The following is a 14849-nucleotide window of genomic DNA, read 5'->3' on the forward strand; positions in this document are numbered from 1 at the left end:
CCCCCCTATTTTGTATTAAAAGATGTTGTCATTTCGACGAACAGGCGTGGGGAAAAAGAAAAGGGGTGAGGAGAAATCTTATACAACCTGCATGTTCGCTTGTCGCTTATATAAGATTTCTCCTCACCCCAATGCTCGTGCCACCCGCTGTTCGTCGAAATGACAATTTTCTTTTATTAACAAGATGTATTCATACAGTGGCCTTTGGAACGTGAGATTATCCCTCCAAAGCCTTCCTCATATATCCCCTCACCTCTTCATTAATATCTTCTTTAAAATACATTCTGAAATAATGGTTATGATCATTAGTGCCGGGCACGGTTTTTATTTTAGTGAAGCATAGATTATCTGCATAGATCTCTTTAAACGGGAATACTACATCAATAAAATTTTTACCTAACTGAGTTACATAGGCAAAATTTGTGCGTAGCCCCAAAGCGATCATGCTTTTGGTTGGGTAAACCTTAATGGGCGCCATTTGCAGGTATTCATTTACCAGGTGATCAAACAATTCAACTGTATGTGCTGATTTACCCCGTAAAAAATCGCCCAGGTTACGCTCTCTGCAGGAGTGCACCTGGTTCATGGCAGTAAATTCCCGCTTGCAAATGGGGCAGGTCCACATGGTTATCTAATTATCTAAGCTGTTTCAACCTCCCTGCCTAATACACTGTTCCTGTAGCTGTAGCTGAAATATATTACCAGGCCTATTACCAGCCATACCAGGAACCGTAACCAGTTGGTATATCCAAGTTCGGTCATCAGGTAAAAACAGCTCATAAGCCCTAAAACGGGTATCAGCGAGAAGTTTTTTAAGAAGCTATAAACACTAATTATAATAATGAGTATAAAGAACAGGTAGTTAGGGAAATTATATAAAAATCCATCTAATCCTAAATGATACTTTTTAGCCTCGCTGATAGGGGTAATCCTTAAGGCAGTGTTAAATTTATCTTCTTCCAGATTTTTAAAATACTTTGTTTCGTCAGCCTTACCGTCAATACTTTGTTTCCCATAAAGCATATTACAGGTAACAAACAAAGCGGATTTATCGGCAGCATCCAGGCTCTCGATAATTGCCGGTTTTTCCCTTAGTTTTTTAAACTGCATCATTTCTACCTGCGGAGCGGGTTTTAAGTAAAAAAGCGAACCAAATATGATAATGGTTATCAACGGAACTATAAACTTGCTGTTAACATACGGTAAATGGAATTTGCCCTTAACCGCAGCCTCGCGTGGCAATAGCAATACCCCACCGCAAACCAATACAAATGCAAAAAGGGTACCTATGCTGGTCAAATCGGTAACCTCGGTAAGGTTCATAAACAGCGCTGGTACAGCAACTACGAAACCGGTTACAACAGTTGCAAAAGCCGGTGTTTGAAACTTAGGGTGAATACGTGAAAATGCCTTGGGAAGCAAGCCATCCCTACTCATACTCATCCAGATACGTGGCTGGCCCAGCTGAAATATCAACAAAACGCTTGCGGTGGCAATTACGGCACTTATAGATATAATGTAACTAACCTTATGTAAGCCCACTTTAGCAAATACAAAAGCAAGCGGATCGCCAACCTGCAGTTCTTTATAGCTTACCATACCGGTAAGTACAAGGGCTATCAGGATATATAAAACCGTACAGATAATAAGCGAATAGATCATACCTCGGGGCAGATCCCGCTGGGGCTGTTCACATTCCTCGGCTGTGGTTGATATGGCATCAAAACCTATATAAGCAAAAAACACACCCGAAACTCCTTTCATAACGCCTCCAAAACCGTTTGGCATAAATGGATGCCAGTTAGCCGGTGTTACGTAAAAAAAGCCCACAACGATAACCGCGATAACGATCACAATTTTTAGGATCACCATGGCATTCGTTGCCTTCTTGGTTTCGCGGATGCCGATATAAACCAGGTAGGTGATAATAAATACGATTCCTAACGCAGGCAGATTGGCAATCAGTTTAAATCCGTCTATACCGGGCGCATTATCCCAGGCCATGGCGGCGCCTTTTACCCTATCGCTAATATCAGCCAGATTACTTCCGGCAGCCAACACAGCGTCGTGCCCCCTTAAGGCCGACACATAATCCATGGTAAGGTATTTGGGCAGGTGAATATTGAAACCCTCCAGCAAGTTTACAAAATACTCGCTCCAGGATATGGCAACGGCAATGTTACCAATGGCATATTCCATTAAAAGATCCCAGCCAATTATCCAGGCAATTAATTCACCAAATGACGCGTAAGCGTAAGTATAAGCACTACCGGCAACTGGTATGCGGGAAGCAAACTCGGCATAACATAGGGCCGAAAACCCGCAGGTGATGGCAGTTACTACAAATAAAAGAGATACCGCGGGGCCGCCATGAAAAGAGGCCTCGCCTATAGTACTAAAAATACCAGCGCCAACTACGGCGGCTATACCCATGAGGGTTAGATCTTTAACGTTAAGTTCTTTTTTTAATTGGGAGGAGGCGGTACCAGGGTGTTCGCTGTCGCTGAAACCGCATTCAACATCATGTAATATTTTGGCAACAGATTTTTTACGAAATATACTTTTCGACATTTAATTAAAGTAATTAGTGTAACCCAATTCCAAACATAATCATTTTTTTGCATTGAATAAGTATATGCTTATTTTGCACCATGAAGATAGGGATAAAAGATGTTTTATACAGGATCAGGCCGTTTTTTATACTCTACCTGCTGTTTCTTTGCGCTTGTTTGGTTATCAAACTATTATACACCCGGCAGGAAGTTTTCTTTGCAGTTAATGGATGGAATAGCCCCTGGGCAGATTATATTGAACCCTACATGACCGACTTAGGAGATGGCCTTACAGCGATCACCCTATCATTGATCATGCTTTTATTCAGCTACCGCAAATTCCTCTTATTAGCATCAAGTTACCTGGTAACATCGTTGGTGGCCCAGGTATTAAAATACATTGTTGACGCCCCCAGGCCAATGCTTTATTTTGAAAGTCAGTGGAGCCATGTACACACAGTTAAAGGAATTTATATACTCAGTTTCAACAGTTTCCCCTCGGGTCATACAACAAGCGCTTTTTCGGCCGCGCTGGTAATTACATATTTATGCAAAAATAAAGGCTGGGGTGTCCCAGCCTTATTAATTGCTATGTTGGTTGGCTATTCAAGAATGTACCTTACCCAACACTTTTTTGAAGATGTTATTGCCGGTTCCGTTATCGGTGTAATGGTTACCGTGTTTTGGTTAACCTGGCTGGATAGTAAACAATTTATCCATACCGATAAGTGGAACAAGGGCCTATACGGAACTCTTTTTAAATAATTAAGCCTCGGCTTCCAGTCTTTTCTTCCTGCGCATAGCCATCAGCACAATAATAATTATAAGTGGAGCACCCCCATATAAAGCTATTTTTACAGGCGTTGATAAACCCTTGGCATTTGAAATATACTGATCATTACGTTTTAAATCGGGTGCAAGTTTTATGGAACTTGTAAACGCTTTTAGCTCGGCCCTGGCAAGTTCGGCCCTGGCTTCGGGGTAAAAATACTCCAGCGTATAGGTAGCTTCCTGGGTGTACAGCAGGATAAACTGCCTTAATTGCGGTGCTTCGCCTGTGGAGTTGCTGTTATCAACTCTCAGCGTAAATACCCTGGCTTCAAGTTTACCAATAGTGGTATCGCGTGGGTTCATGATGCTGCCATTACGTGATTGTTTCTGGATCCCATCCGCAAATTTTTGAAATACCTTTTTAAGGTCTTTTTCTTTATTTAAGGGTTTGTTGTTTGCCGCGTTTTCCGCACGTATAACAACTATATATCCCATAGAAGCTGTACCCTGATAAATTTGCTGACCTAAGGTATCTTTCTTAGTAAAGTTAGCGGGTAATGAAACGGTAACAAGACTATCTATCTTTACCGGCTTGAGTATCTGGCTAAAACCTAAAGTGGAAAACAGTATTAGGCTTAAACTTAAAATTGTCTTTTTCATACTTAAACTAACTTTAAAAAGAACAATTGGTTTTAAAAATTAATTCGTTGGTTACTTTTTTTATTTATTATGAATTTGATAATCAGACATGTACAACTGCCTACGGATGCATTTTTTTTGGCAACTTTTACAATTAGGACGAGCATATTTGTAAGTAATTCATCCATTACCAAAATCCATTCCGTTCTATATTGGCCATGCCTGTGGTCGCGTGCTGCAATTAGGCTGCCTGGCCAAATCATGTCCTGTAGTGATAACGCTACACCTTTCTTTCGTAACTTTTAAGTTACTTTTCTTAAATAATACCTTATAATTTTTTGTATTAATTAAAATGGTACGGTTTATGCAATTATCCATATAACTATAAAAAATGAGTTCCAGGGATTACTTTTCGTACAATGCAGCGCACTAATGAACTTTTTTATAGTCACCAGTTAAACAATAGATAAAAAATTGTTGTTTAATTATTACAGCCACCGTTTTTAACACTTCCATCTAATTATGAAAATAGCATATATATCAACTTACCCCCCACGCGAATGCGGTTTAGCTACGTTTAATAACAATTTAATGAATGCTATCAGCGCTAATTTTCCTGAAAGAAAATCATTATTACAGGGAGGCTTTGTTGTTGCCCTGAATGATTCTGAAAACATACAGGAATATGAGTATCCGGAGGAGGTAAAATATGTTATACGCCAAAATCACCAAAAGGATTACATCAGGGCAGCCAGCTACATCAATACCAGCAGCGCAGATGTATGCATTATGGAGCATGAATTTGGTATTTACGGCGGCGAAAGCGGTATTTATATCTTGCCATTGATCAACCGGTTGGAGAAGCCCCTGATTTCCATATTACATACCATACTAAAAGACCCCAGCTATGTTCAGCGGATCATCATCCGTGAAATTGCTGAGCAATCATCAAAAATTATTGTGATGAGCCAGCGGGCTGTGGAGTTTTTAACTACTATATATGAGATACCAGCCGAAAAGATACAGATAATTGAGCATGGCGTACCAGATGTAGAAGCCCCCAAAGAAAATCCGATAAAAAGCCTTTCGGTATTTAAAAACCACCGGGTTATGTTAACATTTGGTTTGCTAAGCCGCAATAAAGGTTTAGAAACCGTTGTTAAAGCCTTGCCAAAAATTGTAGAAAAGCATCCGGATGTGATGTACGTAGTATTAGGGAATACACACCCTGGCGTAATCAAAAACTCGGGCGAGGAATATCGCGATCACCTGAAATCATTGGCAGTGCAGTTGGGCGTATCAAAAAACCTGGCATTTATCAATAAATTTGTAGCCGAGGAAGAATTGGTAAGCTACCTTACTGCCTGTGAAATATATGTGACCCCATACCTGAATGAAGCACAGATCACCAGCGGAACTTTATCATACGCCGTTGGCGCAGGGGCCGCGGTAGTATCAACCCCCTACTGGCATGCAACCGAACTTTTGGCAAATAACCGTGGAAGGCTTTTCGATTTCAAAAACTCCGAAGCCTTAGCCGATACAATAATTGAATTATTGGACCAGGACCGTATTTTAAACGAATTAAAGGAAAATGCCTATCAATATGGCCTGCACCTGCGCTGGCCTGTAATTGGCGCCGAATTTATTAAAGTGGCACAGGAATCAATCTCAAAATATGATTTCAGCGACAAGATATTAAAAAACAGCATTGTTGACCCCGAGATATTACCTACGTTTAGTTTAACCCATGTGCTGCGCCTGACGGACGATACAGGTATAGTGCAACATGCCAAATACGGTATACCCAATTTAAAAGAAGGTTATTGCCTTGACGACAATGCCCGGGCCCTTATCATGGCGCTCATGGCATACCAACGCAATAAAAGTACAGAAGCATTTGAACTGCTGCCTATATACCTAAGTTATATCCACTATATGCAGACAGACGATGGAAATTTTCGCAATTTTCTGAGTTTTGACAGGCGTTACCTGGATGAGGTTGGGTCTGAGGATTCCTTTGGCCGTACCATTTGGTCATTAGGCCATTTAATAGGTTGCGCGGCGAGCAACTCATACCGCGAGTTTGCTTTAGAGATCTTTCATAAATCAATACCGCATTTTGCAGCCTTAAAACATTTAAGGGGGATGGCAAATACCATAATTGGTATAAGCTTGTACCTGCAGGTTTATCCTTCTGATGAAGGCATGGTGAAAATACTTGCCGATCTTACCCAACCTTTAATAGATGCCTTTGAAAATACACAATCTGAAGACTGGCAATGGTTTGAAGAGAAAATGACCTATGATAATGCCATTCTTCCACTGGCATTGCTGCACTCCTGCGAAATTACAGGCAACGAGGACGCAAAAAGAATAGCCCTTGCAACTATGGCTTTTTTGGATAAACTAACACTATCCAATGGATATTTAAGCCCGGTTGGTAATGATGGCTGGTATTACCGTGGTGGCACCTTCCCTACTTTTGATCAGCAGGCTATTGAAACTATGGCTATGGTGCTGATGCATTTCCAGGCTTACCAGATATTCAGGGTACCGCAATATATAGAGAAAATGTTCCTGAGCTATAAGTGGTTCCTTGGCGAAAACACGCTGCGAGCCCCGTTGTATGATCATGAAACCAAGGGCTGTTGCGATGGTTTATTACCAAATGGCATTAACCGCAACCAAGGCGCCGAAAGTACACTGGCTTACCTGATTTCGCATTTAACTGTATTGAAAGCCTTTGAGCTGGAATACGAATACAACAAATACGGGCAAAAAATGGAGATCTGCTAAATGAAGGTAGCCGTTTTAGCCCCGGTAGCCTGGCGTACACCACCTCGGCATTATGGACCCTGGGAGCAAATTGCGTCAAATATTGCCGAAGGTTTGATAAAGCTGGGCATAGAGGTAACTCTTTTTGCCACCGGCGACTCCATAACTGCCGGCAGGCTGGAGTCGGTTTGTACAACCGGTTATGAGGAAGATAGAAGCCAGGACGCAAAGGTGTTGGAATGCCTGCACATTAGTAACCTGATGGAAAAGGCTGCCGAATTTGATATTATTCACAACAATTTTGATTTTTTGCCCCTTACCTATTCGGGCTTGATAAAAACACCCATGATCACTACGATACATGGCTTTTCATCGCCCCGGATAATCCCGGTTTACAAAAAGTACAATCCTATAGGCCACTATGTGTCCATCAGCAATGCCGACCGCAGCCCTGAGTTGAGTTACCTGGCCACCGTTTACAACGGACTGGATACCAGAGATTTTGAATTTTTTGAAAAGCCTGGTGATTACCTGCTTTACTTTGGCCGCATCCATCCAGATAAGGGGACTGCCGAAGCAATTAGCATTGCAAAAAAAAGCAAACGCAAACTGCTTATTGCCGGCATCATACAGGATGAGAACTATTACCGGGAAAAAATTGAACCTTTTTTATCAGATGAAGTGGAATACATTGGTCATGCCGGACCAGCTAAGCGCAAAGCTCTTTTAGGCAATGCTGCCGCCCTGTTACACCCTATTAGCTTTAATGAACCATTCGGAATGAGTGTGGCCGAGGCCATGCTTTGCGGTACCCCGGTAATTGCATTTAATAAGGGCGCAATGCCGGAGCTAATTAAAAATGCGCAAACAGGCTTTTTAGTAAATACAGTTGATGAGGCGGTTGAAGCAGTAAGCAGGCTGAGCGAGATAAATCGTATCGACTGTTATAATTGGGCAAATTCCCAATTTTCATGCGATAAGATGGTGGGCGATTATTTGAATTTGTACCAGAAAATTTTGGGTATAAAACAAACTCCCAAAAGCCAAAGCTGGAGGCTTGCATAATGAATGGTAAAGTTATGGGCATAGGAGTATTATGCTTTAAAGCACAATACTTTAAAGGCCTCACATTAAGCTACATGGATTAAGCTTACTATCCCACGTCTCTTATTAACTCCCCGCTTTCTCCTGAAGATTCTGTTGATTCCGGCTGATGATTATAATCACTTAACGGCCGAATTTTGGTTTCACCAAGTAAAGGGTAAGCGTTTTCGGTAGTTTGTTCTGGCTGGCGTTGCAATACTTCGCTTGCCTGGGCATAACTGTAACCCAATCTCTTGTTTTCTTCCTCAATAAATACAAACAAGTCGCCGAGACATGAATATACCGACTGCAAATACTTATAGTTGGTGGAAGTAAGGCACTTGCCCACATCATCGGGACCTTTCCCGGGCTCGCAAAAATTAAGTTTGGTGATGATGCCATTAATCAGCTCAACCTCGAATTTGCCCTCGTTGTGCCAGGTTAAACTGTTTTTAATTTCTCTGAAATGATCCATTGTTTTATAAATTTTTTACCATATAATAAACTATAACACTCACATGACTAATAAAATATGTTTGCCCTGTTGTATTAGTTATTATATCAATGGATATGCCAAATGCTTATTTTACAACAGAGCGTTAAATAACTTGCCTTTTTAGATTATGTTGCACGTTTTCTTCAAATTAGGGTTGAAAATCAGTAGTAAAGGTTTGATTGACACGCTTATAATTTAGGTCACCTGTCCTATATTAAACGAGTCGTTATATTATGAATCAATTTACGTAATAAACTTTACATAATCAACAGCAAACGGTGAATAATAATACCCTGCCATCATGCCTTAATGAACCTTTCATTTTGAGCTGTTAATTAGCGAAAGACCAATAGAACAGCTTATCAGGAAGCAGTTTCTTCGCTTTTATCCTCCTTTAACTTGGTTAATAAGTCGTCCAGGCATACCTCGGCAAAAGCGGTTGATGAATCTGATACCCCATATGGAATAATCAGCATACCGTTATGAACAATAGCGCCACAGGAATATAACACATTAGGTACATAACCCTCGCGTTCATCGCTATTGGGGATCAGGAGTGGTTCACTTAACCGCCCTACCTCTATTTCCGGATCATCCAGCTTTAATAAACTTGCCCCCAGTACATAGCGGCGCATAGGGCCTACGCCATGGGTAATTACCAACCAGCCATCCTTAGTTTCGATAGGCGACCCACAATTACCTATCTGGATAAATTCCCAGGTAAATTTGGGTTGCTGCAGAAGGATCGGCTTTTCCCATATGTTGATCTTATCGGAGTACATGATGTAGTTGTTACACCCATCAATGCGGGATATCATTGCAAATTTTCCATTTATTTTACGGGGGAACAGCGCAAGGTTTTTATTTTGCGCGCCGGCTCCATATAAGGGCATTATTTTAAAATTATAAAAATCGGTAGTTTGCAACAGCTTTGGCATAATAAGCGAACCATCATAGGCCGTATAAGTGGCATAGTAAACAGAGCTGCCATCATCATTAGTGAACTGAACAAAGCGGGCATCCTCAATACCTTTACGTTCATACTCTGATATCGGGAATATTACCCTATCAGAAATATCGGTATCAAGTGAAAAAACAATCTCATAATACGAGTCGGCCAGCCAAAGTACTTTATCGTACTCCAGTTTTTTCATATCGTTTTCCTGTAATTTTTGCGAATCAAGGATGATGCGGCGCAGGTTGGCATATTCAAAATGATGATCCAGCTTGCCTTCCAGCTCATGTAATACATCAATGTTTATTTGGGTTATAACAGCCTTATCAAAAAATAGCTTTTTATTGTAAACGGCGTTACGTACAATTTCGGCCTCGTCAATGTAATTACCTGCTGGTAAAATGGTAATATTATTAAATTTATCAATTAATCCACGGCGAAACGTGATAGATGAAATATGCCCCTCGCCTACGGCCCTGAAACTGATGATCACCCTACGCTGGCCGTCTTCCAATTCGGTCTGATCCGGATCTTCAACAATGGATGGATTAAAGAATGCCGCCGACTCAATAGAATATTCATGAGTAAAATAGGAACCGATAAGTAGTTTACGATTAACGGTAAGTGTATCATAATCAATATTTAGTTCTACAAACAGCGGCTTTAGTTTACTGCAATGCCGGTTTAAAACCCTGGTTATATTGCGATGGCGTTTGGAGTACTCCTGTAACAGCGGAGATACAATACCAAAGGCAATTTCCTCGCTGATGTCCATCACGCGTTCTATTACTTCTATAGCACGATCGTTCCCATTGAAAAAGAATCTTGCAATAACACGTTTGGGGTCTGGGTTAACTCTTATGGGTTTGCGTTGAATGGAAAGTCTCATATAAAAAAGATAGTATTTATTTGGTAACAGTATTTGGCCAAAATTGATTTGGGTAATTTTATAAACCTTTTAGTTAAGTTGATTAACAATTAAAACATATATTTATTATAAAAACCATGAATAAAGAATCAACATCAGGAAATATAACAGCCTGTTCCTATTGTTCCATTATATAAAAAGCCCTTTTTTCAGCTCGTTCACCTTTCATCACTGCCAATGTATTTTACATCGTTACCAACGTTACAGTTAATATTATACTAATTGCTTTATTTATAAGTTTTACCTTTTGTAAATTGCACGCTTATGAATGTTTTAATTGTTGAAGACGAGAAAGGTTTAGCACTTGAGGTTGATGAATTTTTAAGCCATGAAGGCTTTACGGTTGAACACGCGCGCACCAAAAGATCGGCAGAGGAAAAGATCTTTATAAATAACTATGATTTTATTCTGCTTGACCTCGGCCTGCCCGATGGCGACGGATTTGATCTCTTAAAGATGCTTAAAGGTTTGGATAAACGCGAGGACGCCGTTATTATACTCACCGCCCGTGGTGCTGTTGATGACCGGGTTTCCGGCCTGGAGCAAGGCGCAGATGATTACCTGGCAAAACCTTTTTCTTTAAGTGAACTTTTAGCACGCATGCACGCCATTACCCGTCGCAAACACCGGCTAGAAAGTAACGATATTAACATTAAGGGACTGAAAGTTAATATCCAGAACCGTACCGTGATGTATAATGAGGAGCGGATTAATCTCACAAAAAAGGAATTTGAAATTTTCAACTACCTGGTGCTCAATAAAAACCGGGTTATATCACGCACCAATTTAACAGAGCATGTTTGGGGCGATGTACTGGAAATTAATTCCGACTCGAACTTTGTAGATGTGCACGTAAAAAACCTGCGTAAAAAGCTTTCACAATACATCCCTATTGATTGGTTTGAAACCGTAAGGAGTATCGGTTACCGGATCAATATATAAGCCCAACAAAACCATCAATGAAACTACAGGTAAAACTGGCTCTTTATAATACCTTAACAAAGGTTGCTATAATTCTTTTCACGGGTTTGCTTATCCTGCTATCTATAGAAAAAATATCCTATAATCATATTGAACTGCGCCTGGAACAGGATGAACAGGAAATTTTAAGGAGCCTGTCGTCCAAAGAAATAAATAGTTATTTAACCACCCAAAAAACATACACCGACTATAACATTTTAAAAGAAGAGTTCATCTCCATTAAGCCGGTAGAATACAAGTCGGTATTGGCCCCTAACGGCCGCTTTAAAACTGAAAGCCGTAAGATTGACCGCAATACGCAAGACTACCGTATATTATGGCATCGCTTTAATTTTAATAACCATACGTACATGCTGGAGATTGGCGTGGCTATTGAATCGGTTGAGGAATTAAAATCAATCATCAAAAAGTTTACTATTGTAGTTTTGGTTATTGCACTGGTGCTTACATTGATAAGCGACCTGATTTTTACTAAATTTTTACTGGCCCCTTTTTATAAGATCATCGATCGTAAGCTTATTAAGGTAAATGATCCCATGAACTTTGATTATGAAAAAATAAAGACCACTACCCAGGATTTTGAACTGCTGGATGACAGCATAAGTTCGTTGATGAAAAAAATATCGAACCTGTTTATCCTCGAAAAACAATTCATCGCCAACGTATCTCATGAGTTGCTCACACCGATATCTATTATCAGCTCAAGACTTGAAAATATTTTATTGCAGGAAGAATTGAGCGAAGGAAGCGAGAATAAAATGCATGCGTCCCTTAAAACGCTCAACAGGCTTAAATCTATTATTAACAGCCTGTTATTAATTTCAAAGGTTGAAAATAACCAATATGCTAAAACAGATATGGTTATGATAGCTGCCGTAATAATGGAAATACAAGAGGAGCTGGAAGACCGGATTGAGGAAAAACGATTAAAGTTCACCAACAACCTTAAATACATTTATACAATACAGGGCAACCGCCCGCTAATGCATACTTTGCTTTTTAACCTGATAAACAATGCCATAAAATATAATAATGCCGCAGGTAGCATTATCATCGGCGATGAATTAAAAGAAGATATGTACACCCTTATAATAACCGATACGGGTACTGGGATGGATAGTAAGCAAATTGAGAATGCTTTTAACCGCTTTGAAAAATTGGATACTGATGAAAGAGAAAGTTACGGCTTGGGTTTAGCTATTGTTAAAAGTATCACCGCGTTTCATAACATTAAGGTGCAAATACATTCTGTAAAAGGCGAAGGGACTACAGTTAAATTAATCTTTAACACTCCCATTCCGCTTTCATAGATTTTCTTCTTTTATATCATTTTATTTCTTTTCACCAGGTAAGTTTTCAACATGGTATGGTATCCTTCATGAATATCAACATCTACCAGGTCTATATGATATTGGGCACATTTCAATTCCAGCTGATGGCGGTACGCTGTTAATGATGCTTTGTAGGCATCACGTATTTTACCAGGCTGAACCTTTATTTCGGCGCCGGTTTCTATATCAACAAAATGGTGTGGGCGGTTATCGAAGTTAAAATCAAGCTCCTTATGCTTATCGTTCACATTAAAAATGATCACCTCGTGCTTGCTGAACTTTAAATGCTGAACCGCCGCAAACAATGCCTGCAACTTTTCAGGGTTAAGGCTATTTTCCAGCATATCGCTAAATATGATCACCAGTGACCGCTGGTGGATCTCATTGGCTACATGGTGCAATACCTGGGTAATATTGGTAACTGTATTTAGCTTGGGTGTGTGGTATGCCTTTTCAAGCTCGGCGTACAAATGAAACAGATGTGTTGTGGTTGACTTTGCCGCGCTCAGCCAATCCATTTTATCAGAGAACAGGCAAAGCCCAAAAGCATCGCGCTGCCTTTTAAACAAATACATTAATGACGCGATGGCATAGATGGAAAATTGCAACTTATTGATGCCTTTTTCGGGAAAGTTCATTGAGGATGAAGTATCCAGCAGCAGGTAGCAGCGCAGGTTAGTTTCTTCCTCAAATTGTTTAACAAACAATTTATCAGTGCGGGCCAGCAGTTTCCAGTCTATATTTTTTACCGATTCGCCATTATTGTATAAACGATGCTCGGCAAACTCTACCGAAAACCCATGGAACGGACTTTGGTGCAAACCGGTTATAAAACCTTCAACTACCTGGCGGGCCAGCAGTTCAAGATTGGCCAGTTGCCGTATTTGTTGATCGTTGTTTAATTTGGGCATAAGGCTAATATAGGGCATAAAAAAAGCGTTGCCAAAATAGCAACGCTTTTTAAAGTAAAATATGGTGGATTAAGCTATGAAGATAAACTTAATTTATGCCTGTACTACTTAAGCTAATTGCTTAGCTAATTTTTCAGTTAATACTGATTTTGGAACTGCACCAATTTGTTTATCCACAATTTCGCCATTTTTAAAGAATAATAAAGCAGGGATATTACGGATACCGAATTTCATTGATATACCTGGGTTGTTGTCAACGTTTACTTTACCAACAACAGCTTTGCCTTCGTATTCTTTTGCAATATCTTCAACTACCGGACCAACCATCCTACACGGACCACACCATTCTGCCCAAAAGTCAATAAGTACGGGTTTGTCTGATTTCAGGACAAGTTCGTCAAAGTTTGCATCAGTTATTTCTAAAGCCATGATTTTTATTTTTAAATTTTGTATTACAAATATATACTATTCAAATAGCTTGCCACAAACCACACCTGACAATGTGACAATTATATTAATATAAGTTATCCACCTAACATTGGGCTGACTGTGAGTTTTTAACAAGGGTTACCTTTAGGATACATTTTGTATTAATTAAATAACAAGCAGTTATTTATATGTTCGTTTTAATTATCCCACTGATTATTACACTCCTATCTCCAGTATTTCAATTTAAGGTATCGGAAATGAGGATAAAAGATAAAATCAAATTACCGTTATGGGCAATTACAATAATATCCTTTTTACTGGTAATCATATTGTCAACAAGTGCTTTTACGATATCAATGTGGGGGTTATCGCCAGATATAAAATGTGCTGTTGGCTGTACAGTTTTTATAAGTTTAGGCTTAGTTAATTTTTTTATAACCACACCTCTTATTGCTATCATTAGTTATCTGAGGTACGCTTATAGCCATAAGACTCAAATTTAATAGGGGCTATGAATATTTTATTCCTGATCTCTTTAGCCCCTTTTCTACAGATTACAGCATCAATACTAAGGATTAAAGGCTTAATCGGTATACCTATTGGTGGTATTATGTTCCTGACTTTTATATTAGGAGTAGTTTCTTCATTTTGGGCGATGGATTCGATGCCCGTTCCACCTCAATTGCATCCAGGGTCTCGTTGCGGAATGGCAGAAGGAGCGGTATTGATGGGTGGAATTCTTTTACAAATGGTAACCGCGCCTTTAATTGCTATAATTAGCTATATAGTATATTATCATAAACGACTGAACGAGAAAGAATTGAATACTATTTAGTATTTCTATCCCTGAGCTTTTGCTTGACTTCTTCCCATGAAATTCCAACTTCTTTCCCGCTTTCATAGTCATCCATGCGGCTTTTCATTTCATTTAAAAAGTCTTCATCTTCCCATAGATTTATTTCTTTTTGATTGCCTTCCATTTCTATAATCTAATG

General features: G+C 39.7%; 15 protein-coding genes. 6 read left to right on the forward strand and 9 right to left on the reverse strand.

Going from position 1 to position 14849, the window contains the following annotated elements; genetic code table 11:
* Positions 1 to 217 precede the first annotated feature (217 nt).
* Together AC1DYB_RS21340 and AC1DYB_RS21345 are read right to left on the reverse strand one after the other, a co-directional pair.
* Positions 218 to 625 carry a DUF5655 domain-containing protein gene (locus tag AC1DYB_RS21340; protein ID WP_477437824.1) on the reverse strand — a complete coding sequence of 136 codons (408 nt, stop codon included), beginning with the start codon at positions 623 to 625 and terminating at the stop codon, positions 218 to 220.
* A 14-nt stretch (positions 626 to 639) separates the two neighbouring features.
* Positions 640 to 2571 (reverse strand): amino acid permease, encoded by a 1932-nt coding sequence (locus tag AC1DYB_RS21345; protein WP_477397206.1) that lies wholly within the window; start codon positions 2569 to 2571, stop codon positions 640 to 642.
* An 80-nt stretch (positions 2572 to 2651) separates the two neighbouring features.
* Between AC1DYB_RS21345 and AC1DYB_RS21350 the strand changes: the two genes are divergently transcribed.
* Positions 2652 to 3317, forward strand: a complete 666-nt coding sequence (locus AC1DYB_RS21350; RefSeq protein ID WP_477437826.1) for a phosphatase PAP2 family protein — start codon at positions 2652 to 2654, stop codon at positions 3315 to 3317.
* Here the strand turns inward: AC1DYB_RS21350 and AC1DYB_RS21355 are convergent, their stop codons facing one another.
* Entirely contained in the window at positions 3318 to 3983 is a 666-nt protein-coding gene (locus tag AC1DYB_RS21355) for a hypothetical protein (RefSeq protein ID WP_477437828.1), read from the reverse strand.
* A 501-nt stretch (positions 3984 to 4484) separates the two neighbouring features.
* Here AC1DYB_RS21355 and AC1DYB_RS21360 point away from each other — a divergent pair.
* Both AC1DYB_RS21360 and AC1DYB_RS21365 read left to right on the forward strand, forming a co-directional pair.
* A complete protein-coding gene (locus tag AC1DYB_RS21360) occupies positions 4485 to 6761 on the forward strand; it encodes a glycosyltransferase family 4 protein (protein WP_477437830.1) in 2277 nt (758 codons plus the stop codon).
* Positions 6762 to 7805, forward strand: coding sequence for a glycosyltransferase family 4 protein (locus AC1DYB_RS21365; protein WP_477437832.1), 1044 nt, complete (start codon positions 6762 to 6764; stop codon positions 7803 to 7805).
* An 88-nt stretch (positions 7806 to 7893) separates the two neighbouring features.
* Here AC1DYB_RS21365 and AC1DYB_RS21370 read toward each other — a convergent pair whose 3' ends face one another.
* Both AC1DYB_RS21370 and AC1DYB_RS21375 read right to left on the reverse strand, forming a co-directional pair.
* Positions 7894 to 8298, reverse strand: a complete 405-nt coding sequence (locus AC1DYB_RS21370; protein ID WP_295720937.1) for a hypothetical protein — start codon at positions 8296 to 8298, stop codon at positions 7894 to 7896.
* A 383-nt stretch (positions 8299 to 8681) separates the two neighbouring features.
* Positions 8682 to 10163 carry a glycoside hydrolase family 130 protein gene (locus tag AC1DYB_RS21375; protein WP_477437834.1) on the reverse strand — a complete coding sequence of 494 codons (1482 nt, stop codon included), beginning with the start codon at positions 10161 to 10163 and terminating at the stop codon, positions 8682 to 8684.
* A 303-nt stretch (positions 10164 to 10466) separates the two neighbouring features.
* Between AC1DYB_RS21375 and AC1DYB_RS21380 the strand changes: the two genes are divergently transcribed.
* The gene (locus AC1DYB_RS21380; protein ID WP_295720939.1) at positions 10467 to 11144 is read left to right on the forward strand and encodes a response regulator transcription factor; all 678 of its coding nucleotides are present in this window, start codon (positions 10467 to 10469) and stop codon (positions 11142 to 11144) included.
* 17 nt (positions 11145 to 11161) lie between these two features.
* Positions 11162 to 12493, forward strand: coding sequence for an ATP-binding protein (locus tag AC1DYB_RS21385; protein ID WP_295720940.1), 1332 nt, complete (start codon positions 11162 to 11164; stop codon positions 12491 to 12493).
* Between the two features lie 11 nt (positions 12494 to 12504).
* Here the strand turns inward: AC1DYB_RS21385 and AC1DYB_RS21390 are convergent, their stop codons facing one another.
* The 3 genes from AC1DYB_RS21390 to AC1DYB_RS21400 all read right to left on the reverse strand — a co-directional run bounded on the left by AC1DYB_RS21390 (position 12505) and on the right by AC1DYB_RS21400 (position 14314).
* Complete coding sequence (locus AC1DYB_RS21390) at positions 12505 to 13425, reverse strand: DUF58 domain-containing protein (RefSeq protein ID WP_477437836.1); 921 nt, start codon at positions 13423 to 13425, stop codon at positions 12505 to 12507.
* Between the two features lie 108 nt (positions 13426 to 13533).
* Positions 13534 to 13854, reverse strand: coding sequence for a thioredoxin (gene trxA, locus AC1DYB_RS21395; protein WP_295720942.1), 321 nt, complete (start codon positions 13852 to 13854; stop codon positions 13534 to 13536).
* 238 nt (positions 13855 to 14092) lie between these two features.
* Complete coding sequence (locus AC1DYB_RS21400) at positions 14093 to 14314, reverse strand: hypothetical protein (protein WP_477437838.1); 222 nt, start codon at positions 14312 to 14314, stop codon at positions 14093 to 14095.
* A 51-nt stretch (positions 14315 to 14365) separates the two neighbouring features.
* Between AC1DYB_RS21400 and AC1DYB_RS21405 the strand changes: the two genes are divergently transcribed.
* Complete coding sequence (locus AC1DYB_RS21405) at positions 14366 to 14689, forward strand: hypothetical protein (RefSeq protein ID WP_477437840.1); 324 nt, start codon at positions 14366 to 14368, stop codon at positions 14687 to 14689.
* On the opposite strand, the gene AC1DYB_RS21410 is transcribed toward AC1DYB_RS21405, so the two are convergent.
* Complete coding sequence (locus AC1DYB_RS21410; RefSeq protein ID WP_477437842.1) at positions 14682 to 14834, reverse strand: addiction module protein; 153 nt, start codon at positions 14832 to 14834, stop codon at positions 14682 to 14684. The genes AC1DYB_RS21405 and AC1DYB_RS21410 overlap by 8 nt on opposite strands.
* Between the last annotated feature and the right edge of the window lie 15 nt (positions 14835 to 14849).

It is taken from the genome of Mucilaginibacter sp. P2_A4 (genome assembly GCF_056405015.1).